We start from the raw sequence: 19,085 nt of genomic DNA, 5'->3' as shown, positions 1-19,085 counted from the left end.
AAAAGTTATTTCGCTTTCGGTCTGAATGGCTTAATCACAGACTCATCACACTCTAAAAATGGACCATCCATTAAATCAATGCAGTATGGAATTGCTGGAAATACCGCATCTAAACATTCACGAATTGATTTTGGCTTGCCAGGTAAGTTAACAATCAGTGAGTCACCTCGTAAACCAGCTGTTTGGCGAGATAAAATAGCTGTAGGCACAAACTTTAATGATTCAGCGCGCATTAGCTCGCCAAAGCCTGGCATCATGCGATCACATACTGCTTCTGTCGCTTCAGGAGTCACATCACGCTTCGCAGGACCTGTTCCACCGGTGGTCACAATCAGACTACAATTTTGTTCGTCAGCCATTTCAATCAATGTGGCTTCAATCACTGCAGTTTCGTCAGGAATAACCTTATAAACTGGTTCCCACTCTGATGTTAAATATTCATTTAGCACATCAATAATGGCTTTTCCCGATAAATCTTCATACACACCTGCACTTGCACGGTCACTTACCGTAACAATACCGATTTTAGCTTTGGTCATGACGAGGTCCTTAAACTTGATCATTAAAATTACTGTAAGACTAAATGGATTTTTAGACTTTAGATGCGGCTAAAATACCACAATTTTATCGCTGAAGCGGAGAGATTGATCAAGAGTTACAGCGATGAAAGCTATAAACGGCTGGCAAACCAATATCTGGGTTTCCAATACACATTATCCATACTCGAAATCATCACGCCTTTTTTAGTCGAAACATGCAAAAAACGATGGCCAGATAAATACACCCCAACATGACGACCACGTCCTGTGGTTTTGAAAAAGACTAAATCACCACTTTGTAAGTCACTTTTAGCTATGCGAGTTCCTAAGCTTGTTTGACCTTCAACTGTCCTTGGAATACTCGGCCCCACGAGATCTTGATAAGCCACATACACTAACCCTGAACAATCTAACCCTTTTTTAGTCAGCCCACCTAAACGATAAGGTGTCCCTTGCCATTGCTGATGAAACTGCAGCAGTCGTGCTTCATTCCATAAGCGTTCATCAGCTTTGGGAATGTCAGTTGATGCTTGAGTGCCTGTCGGCAAAGGCAAATCGACTTGAGCAGCACATGCGGACAGGAAAAAGCATACAAATGTGATAACGGCTCTTAATACCATACATTCATTTCCATCTAGTTTATCGCCTTATATCAGCATAACTATTTGTACAAACCATTTAGGTTAGTCTAATTGTAATTGATTCAAATGAAATCTTATAAAACTCGCTACGAATATCTCGCACCTAAACACTACAGCTGAACAAAAATTCAGCAAAATCAACATACAAACTGTCAACAACACGGTTACAACAATACATACAACAATCTCAATTGTATTCTCTATCTTACTGAATAATATAGTATTTAAGTATTATATTTAGCTAATAATACCCCTAAAGAGGTAAACTGTGAGTTGCATTCGATTTAGCACCATAATGATGTGATAACTTCGCAAAAGATGAATAACTCAAACGCTTGGTAAAACTCATGGAAAAACAATTATCAAGGCTAGATTACTTTACGCTTAAAGTTCTGATTGGCCTATTTGAATATAAAAATGGTAGCGTTGTAGCTGAAAAACTCAACAGCACCCAGCCAAAGGTGAGCCGTGCACTCAGCACAATGCGAGAAGTTATTCATAATGAATTATTTATTCGCCAGCAATACGGTCTTCAACCAAACGCCATGGCTGAACGTTTATACCCTTTAGCCAAAAATATCATCAGTGCATACGATGATATGGCTACGGCCGCAAAGACCCAGCCTGAAAATGATCTCGTACTCCATATCAGTGCTCCCGAGCAAATGTCGATGTTTCTTTTAGAATCGATTGATAAAACCAGCGAGATGTTAGGCGTTAGTCATATCGTTGATATCCACCCATGGACAGAAAGTGCTGAACAAAAAATTGCACAAGGAAAAATAGACTATGCTATTTCTTCTTTTCCTTTTAGCCATGACAATATAATCAATAATAAGTTGGGTGATATTGAGTTCTGGTTTTTAGCGGTACGTAAAGGGCATCCAATCCTACAGCAGCCAATAACCCTTGAAAGTATTCTTAAGAATCGCCTAGTATTCATCCACAATGGTCCCACATCAGCGCTTACTGAAATCGTGAGTCGTTGTAGTGAAATCACTCACTTGAAAGCAGACATCAGCTTGATCACATCAAGCCTTGTCATGGCATTTGAACGTGTCGTTAACTCAGATGATATTTGCTGGGCTCCTTCGGTCTTCCCATTTGAATTAAGTAAACAAAGAGATGACATTGAGCTCATTGATATGACCGAGTTTTACTATACTCACCTTCAAACCCCCGCAAATATCGTTGTCCCCTGTCATTACTTACAATGTCATGAAGCTAAAACATCAGAGTTCACTGCGTTATTAATAGAAAACATGACCGATAATTTGAAAAAATATCAACAAACATATCGAAATATGAATATCAGTAATATTAACAATGATGAAGTGACAACTAATGAAATAGTTGCTGCGGAATAAATACAAATAAGAATCAATAACAATTGGATTCTACTCATTTTAAAAAGTTAAAAATAATAAAGCCACTCAATATTAATTGAGTGGCTTTAATATTCAGTTTTATATGAGCAATTAGTGAAGCGCTGAATGTACCAAACCTTGAATTTTTTCAGTTAACCATTGCAAGTTAGCTTCATGATTATTTTTATTATAAATCATATATAGCGTCGGTACTTTTACTTCCATATATAATCTATCAGATTCAACTTCAGCTAAACGACATGCGTGTAAACCTGGCGTTGTATTGATCATGTTATATATCGAGCTATATGGTAGTAAAGCAACCGCATTAGTTTGTCTTAAATACTCAAATAAACTGGAAACACCATTTAAATCCATTTCAGTATTAAGCGGTATTTTTCTACGATAACAATACTCTTGAAAAGCACTCATTCTCTGTTCTGCATCACCAACATTACTATTAACGTAAGGGTATTTCGCAATTGACTCTAACGTTATTTCTTCTTTTAGAATTGGATGTTTCTCATCACAAATTAAAAATAGCTTATTCAATTTCTTTAAAGGTAATACTGCTAAATTATCATCTATGCTTTCCAAATTATCTATTGCTTTGCTACAACAGATACCAATATCAATATCCCCAGAGACAATATGATCAAGTGAAGACTTATTCCATGCAGAGATATTAAAATTGACATCTTTTCCTGCATCTCTAATGGACGTAAGCAACATCTTAGGAAAAGGAAAAGAAACAAGATCTGGCGCAACAATCTCAAAGTTATGAATATTATCAGCTATCGCCTCACCATTCAGCTGCTGCAGGCTGTTTGAACATTCAAGTATCTGCTTAGCAATCGGATAAACTTTGCCAGCAAACTCATTAGGCACCAAGCCATATTTTTTGCGAATAAAAAGCTCATTACCAAAAATTTCTCGTGCATGCTTAAGGCAACGACTTATCTTGGGTGCTGGCACATTCAATTTATTAGATACAAATGTCGCAGACTTGTTCTCATACAGATTAACTAGAATATTGATACTCAATAAATCTAGGTCACTATAACTAATATCTCTCATCTAAATACCTCCCAATGATAAGTTCATTTTAATAATACCCAATTTAAATTTATTTTTGTTATTTTATTTTAATTGTTTTATGAAAATGTTTGCCATGTCACTTATTTGGTTATACAGAAAATGAATAATAAATATTTAAATATCGGAATACTAAAAAACATAACGCCTTTTTATATATAAAAACCTATAAACAGTGAAATAAAAACTTCACAAAAGCCACCAACCCCTTGTGGCTGCTACTTTTTAATAAAGTAAAATCTCAACAAACAGAATAACAAACAAGCTAATTTCGAAAATCAAAATATCACATTTAAATATTCAAAAATCGCAATTCAAAATATACCTTTTAAAATTTGTAAAATCTAAATAATAATAAACAAACTCAAATTTGATATTTAAATATAAAAATAACCATCCAATTATTTAATTGATTTAAATCAATGTTTATAAACCCTCACAAGGAAATACTGAATGTGCTTTAAAAATAAATTTAATAATCAATGAAAGTTTGGAGGCGTTTATGAACACATCAGTCATATTAAGCTATGCTTTTGTCTACTTTGTATTATTCCTTGTTGTTCCTTTTGTTCTAGTAACATTTACAATGACATGTATAAAGTTTTTCAAAACCAGCAATGTAGAGAATGTGGGCGTTAATATTAAATTGAATCCTGAAAAAATTGCGAATAAACCCGTTGGTTTTTTCAATAAGCTCAATTCAATTGCTAAAGGTAAATATAATATTTTATACGGTACTACGATGGATAATATTGTAGATATTGATAAAACAGACAAGCCAGAAGATGCTCACAAGCATCTACAACATTGTCACCTCGATTATGTTGTCGTCGATGATAACTCAGCAGTCAAACTGGTGATTACAGATCCTCAACACAACACACCTGAAAATAATGAGTTCATCGACCATTCATTAGCAGAGGTTGGTATTAAAGTGATTCACTTAGCTAAAAACCAACAATGTGATGAATCATTAATTCGCAACTCTCTCGCAGCTTAGTGCTATCGAGTGCTGAAGCTAGGCTTCAGCACTCAAATCCCTATTAGACGTTACTGTATCACTGAATTATGTGAGGGCTCATTATGTCCAGAATTTCAAAAATCACCCTTCCCTTGTTGACCTCTATTTTGATGGTGGTACTCGGTTTTACCGCGCCTGTCGCCAAGGCTGACACCCCTGAATTTAAAATGAATCAAAATCGCCAATGCATCATGTGCCATAAGAAAAACGGCAACATGTATGGCATGCATGCTAATGACGCACTAGGTCAAACCTGCCAGGACTGTCATGGCGAGAAAGGTAAGCATCCACGAGGTGAATCAGAACTCATTGGTTTTGGTGAAAACTCCCCCGCTACAGCAGCACAACAAACAGCTGCCTGTATGGCTTGTCACGGTCAAGAAGAGTTAGCTGCTGCAGATTGGACCCACAATGTCCATTCTAACAAGGTTAACTGCGCCGACTGTCACCAACTGCATCCAGAAGTTGATCCAATTATTGGCATAACTGAAAGCAAGCGCATCGCATCATGTGTTAGCTGTCATGAAAGCAAATAATTAGGAGGATAAAACGATGAAAAAAGAAAGAAGACTATTTTTAAAAGGAGCATGTGTTGCAGCCGTTGGCGCTGCAGGCGCATCTGGCCTAAGTATCGCCAACTCTGGCGGTCAAAAAGAAGATAACAGCACAAATTGCAAATATGCCCTTATTCATGATGAAAACAAATGTATTGGTTGCGACGCTTGTTCCGTCGCTTGTCGTGAAACCAACAATGTACCAGAAGGGGTTAGCCGTTTAGATATTGAGCGCGAAGGGCCTTTTGGTGAATATCCCAATCAATTTTATCGTTTCACCCGTAAGTCCTGTCAGCAATGTGAAGGCAAACCATGCGTTAACGTTTGCCCAACGGGCGCTGCCTACCATGATCCTAAAACTGGCATTGTCAGCGTTGATGAATGGAAATGTGTTGGTTGCTTGTATTGCATCGCTGCTTGTCCATATCAAATTCGCTTTATTAACCCTGTCACTAAAGCCGCTGATAAATGTGACTTCTGTAAGGAGACCCGCTTAAAAGAAGGTCGCCTACCAGCATGTGTTGAAGCTTGTCCAACAAAAGCGCTCACCTTTGGTGACCTTAAAGATCCACATTCACAAGTGGTTGAAGTCCTTAAAACGACGCCTAACTACCGAAGTAAAACCGAACTGGGTACACGCCCTAAAGTGTTCCGTATTGCTTCCCAAGAGGGAGAAATCAAGTTATGAGCCCATTCCATTTTGACAGCCTCATTTGGCACTGGCCAATCGCCATTTACTTATTTTTAGCAGGGATCTCTGCTGGGGCAATTTGTTTTGCAGTATTACTAAAGCACTTCAAATTGGGTAAAAACGCCTATAAGTCTAGCTTTGTAAGAGCAGCATGTCTTATTGCTCCTCTTGCTGTATTTGCTGGCCTTGGGATCCTGGTCGTTGACTTAACCAAGCCGTTTGATTTCTGGAAAATTTTGGTTTTCTACAACCCAACTTCAGTGATGTCAGTGGGCGTTGCTGTACTGATGGTTTATCAAGTGGCTTTATTCTCGTGGTTGGCTTGTTTATTCCAAGAGCCTATCCGTCATTGGTGTAATAACCGTTGGCCTATCGTCGATAAAGCGCTGGATATTTTGTTAAAGATGGAAGCAACGATTACAGGGTTACTTGTCATCTTGGCACTATCATTAGGCGCCTACACAGGCTTCTTACTGTCAGCATTAACCACATTCCCAATGCTGAATAACCCTGTACTACCAATGCTGTTCTTAATCTCGGGTATCTCTTCTGGCGCGGCAGGCACATTGCTAGGTGGCGTATTAATGAAAGGCAACCCTGACGGTAAAGAAGTGCACTTTATCCATAACATTGAGATCCCACTTATCCTGCTTGAACTCGCTTTATTATTTACCTTCTTCGTAGGGTTAATTTTAACCGGTGGTCAAAGTCAGGTTGCCGCACTCAATGCCATTGGTGAAGGTTTCTGGGGCTGGGTGTTCTGGGCAGGGATTGTCGTTGTCGGTCTAGCTATGCCGCTTGCATTTAACCTATTTATGACAGCATCAGCAAAACGCAAATTCTCTTATGTCGCCATCACAGCAAGTTGTAGCCTATTCGGTGTCCTCTTGCTTCGTAATTTCATTCTTTATACCGGTCAAATGACCGTAGCTTAATCATTATTTAGGAGTTAACCATGCTTAAAGTTTTAGGACTATCGATTTTACTGAGCTTCTCTGGTGCTGCATTTGCTGAATCAATTGCAGACACTCATACGGACATGGCTGGATGTGAAGCTTGCCACATGGATGGTGAACCATCAGCAGATATGGCGTATGAAAACCAAACCTGTATCGATTGTCACGGTGGATTAGATAGTATTGATGGTGAAATTCATCAACAACATGATGGCGTTTTAGATTGTGGAACCTGTCATATCGTGCATGAAGTTCAAGATCCAAACGATACTTGTGCTGACTGTCATTAGCATATAAAGCGCTTCGTCGAACCATTCACGAAGCGCGTTAATTAAACCACCAGCAAACAATGTCACTGTTAAGAAATCGTATCATTAAGCTTTTTTAAAAGTGACTGTTCAGTCTTACCCAAAGCACTGAAAGTGATTAATAGCCATGTAATTGGCTAATCCATCGAAGAAATGACTTTAGCCATTTCGTCGTATTAACAAGGAAGTCATTGGGCAGGATGCCATTTTACTTGTATCTATTGCACGTTAACTAAGTACTTTGCCAAAAGGTATTGCCCCTTATGCAAAGTGAGTGCACCCAACCTCCAAATGGGTTCGCCACCCTTTAAAGGGTGGCTTTTTTAGCGATTGGCCTATATTTCCCTATTATTCTGGAAACACTTCTAAGGTCAAATAAAGGCTAAAGTGCTTCACATCTATATCTGCTGCATCTGGAGCATCAACATGGGTTTCTGCAATTAACAAGTAAAAACCTGCTTGGCTTGGGGTAAAACTAATATCACCATTTTTGGTCACATCCAAAATTTGCTCATCTCGGTCATTACGGTGACGTGTTCCGGCTTTAATCAATTTCACTTTAGTGTTTGTCGTTAAAGGTTTTCCATTAAAAAGCAATTGAAACTGTGCAGTTTCATTAGCAAATAAATCATTCGGGTGGGTTGTTTTACTCACGATTTCAACGCCAGTCCCAGTAGGGGCAATCGCCTGATGAGTCGCACTGTTTAACGTCACAAAGGTTTCTACCCTTGATGCTGTTGTTCGACGAACCACCTTTGTTGCTCCGGCAGGAATTTCAGGTGATGGCCCCCATAAACGAGCAGGCTGACCTTCAGCGTTAACAAAGGTAGTCATAAACACATCCGGTTGTACCAAGCCGACACGATACGTCCCCTCGTGAGCTAAGGTCACATCAGCAACAGACATACGTGAATACGCCGCCCATTGTGTGTCTAATGACACCTTGCCATCTGGCGCGATCACCGTGTATTCAAGATTCGCAAAATATTCTTTTAGCTCACCGACATCTCGTCCTGAACCACTGTCGCCCAATGGTCTATCAGGGTGAAAAATATCATTAGAAATACTCGCCAATACGGTAATAGATTGAGGTGCTTCACCAGATAACAAGGTATGAGACGGCAGAATAAACCGTTCGTGTGCCGTGCTAGTAAATACGGCAAATACACTTGCTATCACCACGACTGCACGTGAAATAAGCTTAACGTTAACTGACATATTGATCTTCCTATTTGATAAGTAATGTAACTGTGCCTAGCTCTTGTTTTCCTTCAAGAACCAACTGCTCTTGTTTGTTACTGGGGTATGAAAACGTTTGGCGTAAATATTCGCGACTCCCTTGCTCTCTGACTGACTCAACGTGTAATACATAATCGCCTGCTGGCAGCATTGCTCCTGTTCCCAATCGACCATCCCAATGAATGCTATACACTCCCGGTTTACGCGTAGCGCCACTCACGGCTTGATAATCAGGTGAACCACTACGACCTATTTTTCGCCACCACTGGCGTAAATCTTTAAACCAGTCAGCTTGTTGTCGCCAAAAAGCCAATGTATGCACTCCCTGACGCTGCGGAGTTTCAATCCAGATCGCCACATACGGTTTATGGTATGGCGCAGCTTTTATATCTGGAATCTCAACCGACACCGTAAACTCCTGAGCTTGCAGCCAAGTGGGTGTCATTAATAAGCCGATAAGTAACAGCAACGCGAGCTGTAGCCGCACCATGAGTTTTGTTGCATTATTTTTCATTGAATTTCTCCTTGTTGCGATTACCTTGGCACCGCCATCAAATACACTAATAAAGGTGTAATGCTGCCCAATGCCACCACCATTAATCCCATGCGGCGGTGTTTGGCGTTTTGAAGCAAAATAATCAACCCTGTAATCGAAAACAGTAAAATCAGCCCTGCGGACACATCAATCACCACAGACCACACATTGCCGCTATGCCTGCCTTTATGCAGGTCATTCACTAACCCCAGTAAGCCTTGGCTACTGCGTTCAATTTCAATGAGTTGGTCATCAAGTAACACGGTGACAAAGGCATAACCTGCAGGTAAAGGGTAGTCAAAGGTGATTTCGTCCATGTCCACCAGCACATCAATACTGCGTGGAGAAGCCAGTGCCGTTTTTTGTTCGATATAGGCTTGCAGCGCGTTAAGCGGGTACTCTCCTTCAAACTGAGCAAATTGCACAGGTAAAGGTAAGCTTTGGATTTCGCTTGTGGCTTGAGCAGTCCAAGAGGGGTGATTAAGGGTAATCCCCGTAAGACTAAAAAAGACTAACAGGGAAAATAAAGTGCATGACACATAGATGTGTAACCAACGGCAAAAGCTAAAAAAGCGTTTTGCTTTTGCCGTGCGTAGCCATGAATTTGCCATTAGAATTGATATGACACCGTGGCCTTAATATTACGGCCAGGTTCAAAATCTTGCAGATACAACTCGCCAAATCGAGGATGGAAAGACACACCAGTACGAGAAGATTGCGAAGCATAATATTCATCAAATAAGTTATCGACACCTGCAATAATGGTTAACCCTTCAACCGCTGCAATATCCCATCTGGCATTGATGTTATGCACGGTATAACCTTGCTTACTGTTATCAAGGCTTGCACCGTCTAAATCAAGTCCAGCAGGCACGTCATCGGCATAAAGCAGTTCCCAATTAAACGACAGCCCCATGTCATCCAATGCATAACCTAAGGTTGCACTGACTGTATCACCTTGTTGTCTATCTAATCGTGCACCGTCTAATTCACTATATTGTTCAAACGCCTGTAATTCACTTTCAGCACTTGAGTAGGTTACCGAGCCTGAAAAACCGCCATTGAGATAATTAATGTAGGCCTCATAACCCTCAATATCCATATCGCCGATATTGTCTTTCCAATAACGACCTCCAGAAGTAGTAGGTGCTGTAGCATAATCGTAGATGTAGTCATTGATTTCGGTTTTAAATACGGTTGCCCCTAGGGAAATATTATCATCACCAAATGCTTCAAATTGATATGCAAAAGCTAGCTCATAGTTAACCCCAGTTTCGGCTTCAATTTCTTGATTGGTGGTGTCATATAAACCTGCGCCGACAAACACTTCACCAATTTCAGGCCCCTTAAATAACTCTGTTGCACTGACATTAAACACTAAATCATCAGTAGGCTGAATGGCTAACGCTAACGCCCATGCAGTATTATCAAAGTCGTTATCAACGACCTTAGAATCCACTGAATATTGGTCATAACGTAAACCTGGGATCAAACTGATGTAATCGTTAAAGGCAATTCGATCTTGAACAAAAATAGCAATGTTTGACGATTCTTCAGCAGACTCATCCGTGCTAGCAGTGTATCGAGCAGAGTAATCTGTATCATGTTTCACATAATCAAAACCATAGGTAAAGTCATGCTCCCACAGAGCTGTAAGCGTGGTTTCACCTAATAAGTTTATGCCTTGATTCTTTGCCTCTCCGGTGACAATCGCTGCCCACCCTGCGTAATCAGGATTATCTGCATAGCCCGTTTCATCACGCCACAGCTCGCTGGTATTGGAGTATGCTGCCGCTTTTATCAAGCTTGACGCCAAACTTAGCTCGTAATTAAGCGCCAAGGTGTCACGCGTAAATTTCGTCGGCCAAAGCAGTGGCACATTTAATGACTCGGTAATAGCGATATCAGTTGCAAGCCCCATATCAGGGCGGTAGCTGTAGTCACCTTCGTCGGTGTACTTTTCATAACTAAGTTGAATACGCTGATTATCGCTCGGCTCCCAGCCGAACTTAATCAGTGCATCATCAAGTTCGCCCTCAAGCCCTCTTACCGTGCCGTCGGTACCTTCAATGACATCGCCATTTGAATCGGTAATTTCTCCGCCACCCACTTCGTAATTTTCACGATTGACCAAATTGTAATAGCCAAGAAAATCAACACTGTCAGTCATCAAACCATAAGCTGTGGCTGAGTAGGTTTGTCCAGAGTTATCGCCAGCCCCCACTTGCACGCGCCCACCAAATCGTTCACCCGATTGCAATAAGTCACGTGCTTGTTTGGTTTCAAATCTTACCGAGCCACCTAAGCCGCCGTTAATGACTGAGTTGTTACCCACATCGATATCAACTGACTTCAAAATATCAGCGTGAATTTGCAAGTTACCCATGTGGTGATACATGTAGTTATTTTGCTTAGCACCATCAATCGATATGTCTAAGTCTTTATCATCCATGCTACGAATCGTAATACGCTGATTTAATGAATGTGCTCCGCCAACATCCACACCGGGAATGCTGCGTAATAAGTCACTGATATGATCAGCCTGTTTACTGGCAATCGCTTCTTCTTTTAAATACATAGAAGAGGCATTTACAGTGGTACTCCATACTGTCACACGTTCTATTTCAGTGTCTTCAGACTCAGCCGAAAATACCGCTGAAGAAGTAAGCACTGTAACAACAGCTAAGCTTGTCGAACTTATTTTAAAGCGCTTGGGTAACATAACGATTCCTTGTGGATGAAAATTATTCCGAACAACTGTAATGAGAATTATTATCATTATGTTACCACTGTGTTATGGTGTTTGTTTCACTCATTGTTATGCGAAATCGCCAAGCTGTTATGCGTAATCGCCATTTACTATGAAAAGGCAACTTAGGTATGAATACACGCTTATCAAAGGTTGAGTTATCAAGAAAAATCAAAGATGCAGGCTATGAAGATGCTTTTATTGAAGCAAAAGATATTGCTTCAAAGGAGCTGATTACCGGTAAGGTGTATTTTAAAAAACTGCCCAGTGGTATTGATGTTCACTGCGTTAATATGACAGAGCATACTGAGGGTTATAGCAACTCGCAGATTGATGCCTGCATTAGCATTAATGTATTACTGGCCGGTAAGGTTAGCTTTGCACTGGAACATCAGCGCTATGATATTCAAGCGCAAAGTTCGCCTGTGTTATTCATCAACATTATCAATTCACAGCAGATATTTACTCGGTTTTTTACTCAGCAACAGCAGGTCAAAAAAGTCAATTTAAGCATTACCAAACAATGGTTATTAACCCGCTGTGGCAGTATGGCTAACAGGCTGCATATTGAGAAAATATTTGCCTCGGCTCAGTCTGTTTTTCAGTGGCCATGCACTGAAAAACAACTAACATTAGCCGCTGAGCTGTATCAAAAAAGCCTCGATGAAACGCTTAACTTTCAATGGGAATTAGAGCAGCTGGCATTGCAATTTTTTTGTGACAGTTTTACGCTACTGAGTGACAACCTCGATCGAGATGCGATTCCCCCAAAAGAGCCTGACATTAACAACTCCCCTTTACCAGTAAGTCAGTTTGATTTTGAGGCAAAAATTGAATCCTTACTATTTGAATCATTATCTCTCAAGCAAATCGCTGACAAACTTGGCGCGAGTGTTAGTACCTTACAACGTTATTTTAAGTCACATCATCAACTGACACTCAAAGAATACATCCGCAATCAGATCCTTGAACATGCCAGAAGACGCCTTATTTTTGACAATCAATCAGTGGGGGAAGTGGCATACCACTCAGGATACAACCATGTTTCTAACTTTTCTTCGGCATTTAAGAAGTACTTTTCGATGACGCCAATTGAAATGCAAAACCAATACAGAAACCTTGAGTAACTAGGCTTACACCACCACTTGCTTAAACAAGTTTTGCACGATAAACAAACCAATAAAGCACGCTACGGCCGATAATATTGGTGTGATAACCCAGCCCACTAATATCTTACCTAAAACAGGCCATTGAATTGGCAATCGCTTTAAAAAAGCAATGCCTATCACGGCACCAATCACGGCTTGCGAGCTCGATACCGGCACCAATGGAATCGCTGGTAAGCCCATATTTACAAAGCCATTTGACAATGACTGCGACGAGAAAATAAATAGCACGATGGAATGCGCCATTACCACGACCCATGCAGTTACAGGTGTCATTGAAATCAAGTTACCACCCACAGTCATCATCACTTTTTTAGAGTAAGTAAATACCCCAATACTGATAGCAACAGCCCCTAAGAAAAACAACTGCATCGCCCCAGTAAACTCTATTCCAGCCAGCTCGATGGTATCGATAGGCGCGCTTAATACAAACACCCCCATTACATTGGCAATGTTATTCGCTCCTAAACTGTAGGCACCAAAAGCGCCAGCTAAAATCAAACCGACTCGAGTCCATTGGTCAAGCTGGAATAACCCAGGACGCCACCAGTTAATTGCTTTGGTCACCGCCTTATACAACAAAACTGCCGTAAATGCCGCTAAGATTGGACACATCACCCATGTGCTTAAAATTTTAGTGAGCACTTCGGGATCAGTTGCCATGCCACTGAATAGGTTCCAGCCAATAATCGCCCCCACAATGGCTTGCCCTGTGGATACCGGTAAACCTGATTTTGTCATTAAGTACACGGTTGTCGCTGCAGATAATGCCACAGTAAAAGCACCACCAATAGCTGACACTTTACCCAACGCGCCTAACGTATGTGACGCACCAGCACCACTTATCACAGCGCCTAAAATGACCATCACCGAACAAATCATCGCGGCAGTAGAGAACTTCACCATCCTTGAGCCAACTGCGGTACCAAAGACATTCGCAGCATCATTTGCACCCAGTGACCAACCTAAAAACAAGCCACTTGAAAGAAACACCCAAATCGCAATATCCATTTGCACTCCTTACTGAACGCGTTTTAACGTGAAAATGGCTACCCTGTCACTGATGTCTTCGGCTAAATTAGCCACTTGATCAATTCGGTCAAAGAAATAACGAAGCTGCACTTTGTTAATAAGTGGCAAGTCTGTATCAAATAAAATCGTTTTAGCTCGAGTACAGGCTTTATCTGCATCAGACTCAAACATGATCACTTTTTGATGATATTCCTGCACCCGCTGTAAATCGGTAAAAAAGCTTTTGGCGCACAATAAAGTGTGGTCAATGGTATTGCCTACAGCCTTAAGTAACACCATCAAATCAGCCTCAACCGCCTGAGGGATTAATGGTTTTTCAATTTGCAGGTGCAAACCTATAGTCTCTTGGCGATTGATTAGGCGGTCAGTTAAATCGATAAGTGACGCTACATCACCCCGTAAATCAGGAATAAGCGTCTTACGATATAAGGTTTGTTCAATTTCTCGTTTGAGCACATCAGCTTCATGTTCAATAGCTTGTAATTCAGCTAACGCATTGGAAAACTCATCACTATTAGCGCCATGGGTGAGATACATTTGCCACATATAAACAAACTTATGTTGCGCTAAGGTCACTTGATCTAGAAATAAAAAAACATTGGTTTCGGTAGACTGACTCTGAGAAAGAAGCGTAGAAATCCGAGAAAAGCCAAACATTGGCATCTCCTTGTAGTATTGATAATGGAAGGTAAAGCGAAAACATGACCGGGCACTACCAATGGGAGTGAGGGTGATAATACCCAGTCATGGGTGAGTGCGGGAAACTAGTTGAATCCTTTACTCATTTTAAAAGTGGAACTTGTTTTCGAACCACTATGACCATGCTCATAACCGACAGATTCAACTTGTTGGTATAAGTATTGGTACATTTTTTCTAATTGCTCTTTGTCTTTAACATGCCCTTTAAACGAGAACTCATTAAAGCTGATACGTGGCTTACGGTAGTATGGAGTCCATACTTGAAAGTCCACTTCTACATTATCAAAACGCTTATCTTTTACCGCCCCTTCCCAGCCATGGGTGCGCATGACCATTGTTTGAATAATCTCATCTTGATGAGCTTCATAGATGTCGCCAACGATGTCCCACAACACAGAATGGCGCTTTAACACCTTAAATACCGAGTCGATATCCACGTTTCTGACATCAATATCTGCTGGAGAATATGGCACGTCATAACTCACACTATATGCCGCTTTACCATCGGTATAGTCAATTTCCGCTTTACGGTAATTAGACAGTTCACCAAAACTTTCTGGGTCGGCTGCACGTAGTTTCACGGTAATTTTACTTTTGCGAGGCTTACTCACATCTTCACGCACACGGATATTAATATCCTTGGCTTTGAAAGCGCGATTTGGCGTATCTAAGTAAGTCACCAATTTGACTTTAAGGCGCTCTTCTAAATCGATAAAATTAAATGCCTCTTTAAATTCATCGGTTTGCTTAGTCGCTGCATAAGGCATCGTTTTCGCTGTACCCGTATTCACGTGATACTCAAGTGAAGTAAACGCATCTGGCGATAATGCATAGGCACTAGAGCTTAAACACACATTCACCAAGCCAATTAAAAATAGATTATTTCGCATCAACATATCCCCTTAAATTAGAATGCAAATTGCAATCTGGCTTGGAAAATATTGCCATCTTGATCGTACATTTCGACACCGTTAATGTCGGTATATGGCTGCTTATAATCCGACTGACTGCGAACATAGTTAAACTGCGCTTTTAGGTTATTTTCTAAGTACCAGTTTACCCCCACGATGTAATCGGTTTTTTCTCCGCCATAGATATCGGCATCGGTATCATCGAAGTTAGCAACATCCACACGTGCGGCGATTTCCCAAGCACCATAGCCACCAGCAGAAATCGCATTTTCAGGTTTTACTGATTTAAAGGTGCCTTTCTTACTACCATAGTTCCATTGCTCGCCCGTTAAGGTATACACAGCTTGTAAGTAATAGGCATCAACGCTTACCGACTCATCGTCAACTTGATCCGCTTTTGACGTTACATATTCACCTTGGATCAGTAAATTACGGTGCTGATAAGCCAGCTCTAAGCCATAACTTTGCACTGATTCAGCATCAAACTTACCAGTATCAATAGTGCGGCTAACCGGTTTGCTGCTAGGTCTTGCACGGTAACGCATTTCTTCAGCTTCACTATTATTGTTGGTGTACATACCACTCACACCAATATGCAATAAATGATCACTGGTATTAATCGGCGCCATAGTAAAGCGGCCGTTGTAGACATCTTGTTTGAAGTTTAAATCATCATCATTGATGTTAGCGGTTGTACCTAAGCCCAGCATCAAGTTGTAATCATTACCTTTATACAACCATTGCACACCCACATTACGATCTGGTGAGAAGGTATCCGTGCTCGCACGCTCTAAAAAAGCAAGGTGAGCAGAACTGCCTGTCGCCTCTAAGCCGAAGCCAAATTTTTGAAAGCCAATTTCAAGCTCTTGGTTCTCCCAGCCACGGTAACTCACATTGGCATCTTTGACTTCTACTTCTGATTCCCCATCAAAATCAAACTCTAACGAGTACTTCCAAACATTTGAAAAGTAGCCTTCTACGCCAAAGCGGACTCGTCGGAAGTCGACCGTGTTTGCTCCGCCTTCAAATTCACGTTTACTGCCAGTGTAGAAATCATCAGAGTTCACATAGTCCAATTGAATACGACCAGAAAACTCCATGGTCGACTTGCCGTCTTTCGATATAAACTCTGGTGACGGGCTGCTGCTTGAGAACGTTAATCGGTCAGTTTGATTAGCGGCATCTTTTGCTTCAATTAATTCCATTTCTAGTGCATCTAAGCGTTCTTCTAGTTCTGTCACACGGTCGCTATCAGCTGCCATTGCAGCACCTGAAAAACAAAATAACGATATCGCGACAGCCTTAGCTACGCCCGAAACTGAAAACACATTTTCTTTGCTCATCTTTCTCTTCCTTAGATTTATTTTAAGACTAATGTGGAACAAAAATGTTTCTATCCTGTTAGGCATAGAGTAGATCTACAGCAGAAGAAAAAACATGATCAACATCAACTAATTACAACTTAATCTGACAATTATTAACTAATGAGATCTAGGTGCAACTTGTTCATTTTCGAGTGTTTTTTTATATTAGGCAGCCGAATCCCGCATTAGAATTGTCTTAATTCAAACGCAACGATTCCCGGTCTTTTAGGTTAAATTACCTGTATGGTTTTAGGCTTTATATGAGAAGCGATTTGAGCGCCGTACCAGCCGATAAAATCAGAAAGTAATTATTTAACCTGTTCTAATCTATGGATCCCTTTACGGCTGGTCGTGAGTTTATAGCGTTGATAAACGCTATCAGCATCGGTTTTAATTTCTACAATAACGTTTATGGGATACACACTGTGCACATTGTATTGTTTTATGTTGTTATCTGTTTCTTGCCAGTGACAACGAATGGTTCTTGGTAAAAAACGTAAACGTTTACTTAAATTAAGTGTCAGTTTGTCTCTAAACTTAAATAAAGGCTCTTCACCGTTTTTTAAATGTGATTGATATAAGCGTTTATATACCAACGCTTCTTGGGAGCTATGGCTATCTGCACGGTAGAAACGTTTACGAAGCTGATTAATTTTGGCAGGTAAGGCCTCAGCCTTTTGTCGATACAAGGTTTCTTTGGCATCAAAAACAAGTTGACCAGAGTCGGCTTGATGAAAACGATAATGATGCTGAGAATATTTAGAAAAATACTTCTCCATAAAATAGTTACGCCCCAATTCCTTGATGCGGTCTTTAAAAATATATGACAACACCAATGAAAAGAAAAAAGGAGTCGAGAAATTGCCAAAAGCCCTTTGGGTTGCAAAAGCCACTCCCGTGGCAAACGCCATTGCTAATGCCGCAGCAAAACCAAAAATAAGTTGCTCTGCCACTTCGCCGTTTTTAAGTCGCTTACGAGATAATTGATAAGGTCTATGAATGACTCGTTTTGCAATATGTAAGCGGTTAAGTAACTTTTCTCTGCCAGCTTCTGATTTAGGCATTAACGTCAGATTACGCAGTTCAGCCTCTTCGGTTAACCGATGAATGTGAGTATTCAGCCAAGCTTTTTCTTCTTTAGATGCTTTATGTTTCGCTTCTAGTAAACACTGGTGATAGTGGTAGCTAATGACATGCAATGCCAATTTAAATAATTTACTTTGGGTAACACCCGCTTCATTGTCATGAACCTGTGAGAACTGCTCTATTCTGTCCCCCATAAACCGTAATCGCCGAGCACTGCCAATGGTAAGATCTTGTTCTGTCATTTGATGGGAAGGTAAAAAGTCTTCAGGTTGTAAATCGAGTAACCCGCAAACAAATTCAGATAAGGCCAACACATAACGACGTTGGTTGGCCTTAGCTGTAGCATAAGCAGTTTGCTTAATGATCAATAAATCACGATCAATAGTATTACAGCTGATGGGGTCAACTTTAATAAGCTGCTGTTGCTGTAGGAGATTATGATAAAAACTACTTTTATTCATGACATCGCTATTGTCAGCCAATTTAGCAGGATAGAAGAAATACACCTGCAATTGCACTCGACTTAACTCAGGTGGAATTTCCAGCTGAATCGTTAAGTGGTACTCATCGGCTATCGATAGCGACAACATGACATTCACCCTACCATTGAGTGAAAGGTTGCTTCATTAGCATTGAGTTATAGTAACGCGCATCACCAGTGACTTCTTCTGCTAACCAACTTGGTTTATGAACGGTTTGCGCTTCATCTGTCAATTCAACCTCTGCGACAGTCAACCCTTGGTTGCTGCCGTAGAACTCATCAACCTCGAAGATGTGTCCTTCGAAATCGACAAGATAACGAGTTTTGTCGATGACGCCTGGTTCACAGATTTTCAGTAGTTCTTGCGCCTCTTCAACAGTGATTTCTTTTTCCCATTCATAACGCGACGCACCTGACTCATTACCAATTCCCTTAATGGTTAAAAACCCTTTATCGCCTTTTACCCGAACTCGCACAGTACGTTGCGGCACACTACTTAAATAACCTTGAATAATGCGCACAGACTTAGCTGCTTGAGCTTTAAATTCGTCACTTGAGACTAAATATTTACGTTCAATTTCTTGTGCCATGATAGCTATTCCCTAAAAATGAATTTGTCGCTGTTACCACTTTTGCCTATTAAGTTGGCCA

Annotated in this window: 20 protein-coding genes; 7 read left to right on the top strand and 13 right to left on the bottom strand. The window is 40.6% G+C overall.

The genetic code is table 11. The annotated features are described in order from the left end of the window. Window positions 1-5 precede the first annotated feature (5 nt). A complete protein-coding gene (gene mog, locus AN944_RS08230; RefSeq protein ID WP_055024127.1) occupies window positions 6-539 on the bottom strand; it encodes a molybdopterin adenylyltransferase in 534 nt (177 codons plus the stop codon). 131 nt (window positions 540-670) lie between these two features. Further along, entirely contained in the window at window positions 671-1,159 is a 489-nt protein-coding gene (locus tag AN944_RS08225) for a C40 family peptidase (protein ID WP_055024126.1), read from the bottom strand. Between the two features lie 368 nt (window positions 1,160-1,527). On the opposite strand from AN944_RS08225, the gene AN944_RS08220 reads away from it, so the two are divergent. Then, entirely contained in the window at window positions 1,528-2,547 is a 1,020-nt protein-coding gene (locus AN944_RS08220; RefSeq protein ID WP_055024125.1) for a LysR family transcriptional regulator, read from the top strand. A 111-nt stretch (window positions 2,548-2,658) separates the two neighbouring features. Here the strand turns inward: AN944_RS08220 and AN944_RS08215 are convergent, their stop codons facing one another. Then, the gene (locus tag AN944_RS08215) at window positions 2,659-3,624 is read right to left on the bottom strand and encodes a LysR family transcriptional regulator (protein WP_055024124.1); all 966 of its coding nucleotides are present in this window, start codon (window positions 3,622-3,624) and stop codon (window positions 2,659-2,661) included. 520 nt (window positions 3,625-4,144) lie between these two features. Between AN944_RS08215 and AN944_RS08210 the strand changes: the two genes are divergently transcribed. The 5 genes from AN944_RS08210 (at window position 4,145) to AN944_RS08190 (ending at window position 7,154) form a co-directional block, all read left to right on the top strand. Then, on the top strand, window positions 4,145-4,642 hold the full coding sequence (locus AN944_RS08210) for a DUF2726 domain-containing protein (protein ID WP_055024123.1): 498 nt from the start codon (window positions 4,145-4,147) through the stop codon (window positions 4,640-4,642). An 83-nt stretch (window positions 4,643-4,725) separates the two neighbouring features. Next, window positions 4,726-5,199 carry a nitrite reductase gene (locus tag AN944_RS08205; protein WP_055024122.1) on the top strand — a complete coding sequence of 158 codons (474 nt, stop codon included), beginning with the start codon at window positions 4,726-4,728 and terminating at the stop codon, window positions 5,197-5,199. 16 nt (window positions 5,200-5,215) lie between these two features. Continuing rightward, complete coding sequence (locus AN944_RS08200) at window positions 5,216-5,905, top strand: 4Fe-4S dicluster domain-containing protein (RefSeq protein WP_055024121.1); 690 nt, start codon at window positions 5,216-5,218, stop codon at window positions 5,903-5,905. After that, entirely contained in the window at window positions 5,902-6,843 is a 942-nt protein-coding gene (nrfD, locus tag AN944_RS08195) for a cytochrome c nitrite reductase subunit NrfD (RefSeq protein ID WP_055024120.1), read from the top strand. Before AN944_RS08200 ends, nrfD begins: the two co-directional genes overlap by 4 nt. A gap of 20 nt (window positions 6,844-6,863) precedes the next feature. Continuing rightward, window positions 6,864-7,154, top strand: coding sequence for a cytochrome c3 family protein (locus AN944_RS08190; protein WP_055024119.1), 291 nt, complete (start codon window positions 6,864-6,866; stop codon window positions 7,152-7,154). 366 nt (window positions 7,155-7,520) lie between these two features. Here the strand turns inward: AN944_RS08190 and AN944_RS08185 are convergent, their stop codons facing one another. Genes AN944_RS08185 through AN944_RS08170 form a run of 4 tightly spaced genes read right to left on the bottom strand, consistent with a single transcriptional unit; the run spans window position 7,521 to window position 11,668 of the window. Then, a complete protein-coding gene (locus AN944_RS08185) occupies window positions 7,521-8,390 on the bottom strand; it encodes a DUF4198 domain-containing protein (protein WP_055024118.1) in 870 nt (289 codons plus the stop codon). 10 nt (window positions 8,391-8,400) lie between these two features. Next, entirely contained in the window at window positions 8,401-8,925 is a 525-nt protein-coding gene (locus AN944_RS08180; RefSeq protein WP_055024117.1) for a DUF2271 domain-containing protein, read from the bottom strand. Window positions 8,926-8,945: 20 nt separating this feature from the next. Then, window positions 8,946-9,557 carry a PepSY-associated TM helix domain-containing protein gene (locus tag AN944_RS08175; protein WP_055024116.1) on the bottom strand — a complete coding sequence of 204 codons (612 nt, stop codon included), beginning with the start codon at window positions 9,555-9,557 and terminating at the stop codon, window positions 8,946-8,948. Next, window positions 9,557-11,668 (bottom strand): TonB-dependent receptor domain-containing protein, encoded by a 2,112-nt coding sequence (locus tag AN944_RS08170; protein ID WP_055024115.1) that lies wholly within the window; start codon window positions 11,666-11,668, stop codon window positions 9,557-9,559. Before AN944_RS08170 ends, AN944_RS08175 begins: the two co-directional genes overlap by 1 nt. Window positions 11,669-11,826: 158 nt before the next feature. Here AN944_RS08170 and AN944_RS08165 point away from each other — a divergent pair, with 158 nt between their 5' ends. Beyond that, window positions 11,827-12,822 carry an AraC family transcriptional regulator gene (locus tag AN944_RS08165; RefSeq protein WP_055024114.1) on the top strand — a complete coding sequence of 332 codons (996 nt, stop codon included), beginning with the start codon at window positions 11,827-11,829 and terminating at the stop codon, window positions 12,820-12,822. A 6-nt stretch (window positions 12,823-12,828) separates the two neighbouring features. Here the strand turns inward: AN944_RS08165 and AN944_RS08160 are convergent, their stop codons facing one another. From AN944_RS08160 to AN944_RS08135, 6 genes are all read right to left on the bottom strand, one after another. Next, a complete protein-coding gene (locus tag AN944_RS08160) occupies window positions 12,829-13,872 on the bottom strand; it encodes an inorganic phosphate transporter (protein WP_055024113.1) in 1,044 nt (347 codons plus the stop codon). 9 nt (window positions 13,873-13,881) lie between these two features. Continuing rightward, on the bottom strand, window positions 13,882-14,550 hold the full coding sequence (locus AN944_RS08155; protein ID WP_055024112.1) for a DUF47 domain-containing protein: 669 nt from the start codon (window positions 14,548-14,550) through the stop codon (window positions 13,882-13,884). 107 nt (window positions 14,551-14,657) lie between these two features. Beyond that, window positions 14,658-15,482, bottom strand: coding sequence for a hypothetical protein (locus tag AN944_RS08150; RefSeq protein ID WP_055024111.1), 825 nt, complete (start codon window positions 15,480-15,482; stop codon window positions 14,658-14,660). A gap of 17 nt (window positions 15,483-15,499) precedes the next feature. Further along, on the bottom strand, window positions 15,500-16,846 hold the full coding sequence (locus AN944_RS08145; protein WP_055024110.1) for an OprO/OprP family phosphate-selective porin: 1,347 nt from the start codon (window positions 16,844-16,846) through the stop codon (window positions 15,500-15,502). Between the two features lie 329 nt (window positions 16,847-17,175). Then, a complete protein-coding gene (locus AN944_RS08140) occupies window positions 17,176-18,543 on the bottom strand; it encodes a hypothetical protein (protein WP_055024109.1) in 1,368 nt (455 codons plus the stop codon). A 10-nt stretch (window positions 18,544-18,553) separates the two neighbouring features. Beyond that, a complete protein-coding gene (locus AN944_RS08135) occupies window positions 18,554-19,024 on the bottom strand; it encodes a CYTH domain-containing protein (RefSeq protein WP_055024108.1) in 471 nt (156 codons plus the stop codon). Window positions 19,025-19,085: the final 61 nt, after the last annotated feature.

It is taken from the genome of Shewanella sp. P1-14-1 (genome assembly GCF_001401775.1).
Taxonomy (GTDB): Bacteria; Pseudomonadota; Gammaproteobacteria; order Enterobacterales; family Shewanellaceae; genus Shewanella; species Shewanella japonica.
The sequence above is the reverse complement of the archived record's forward strand: the minus strand, read 5'-3'. Positions and strand labels throughout refer to the sequence as shown.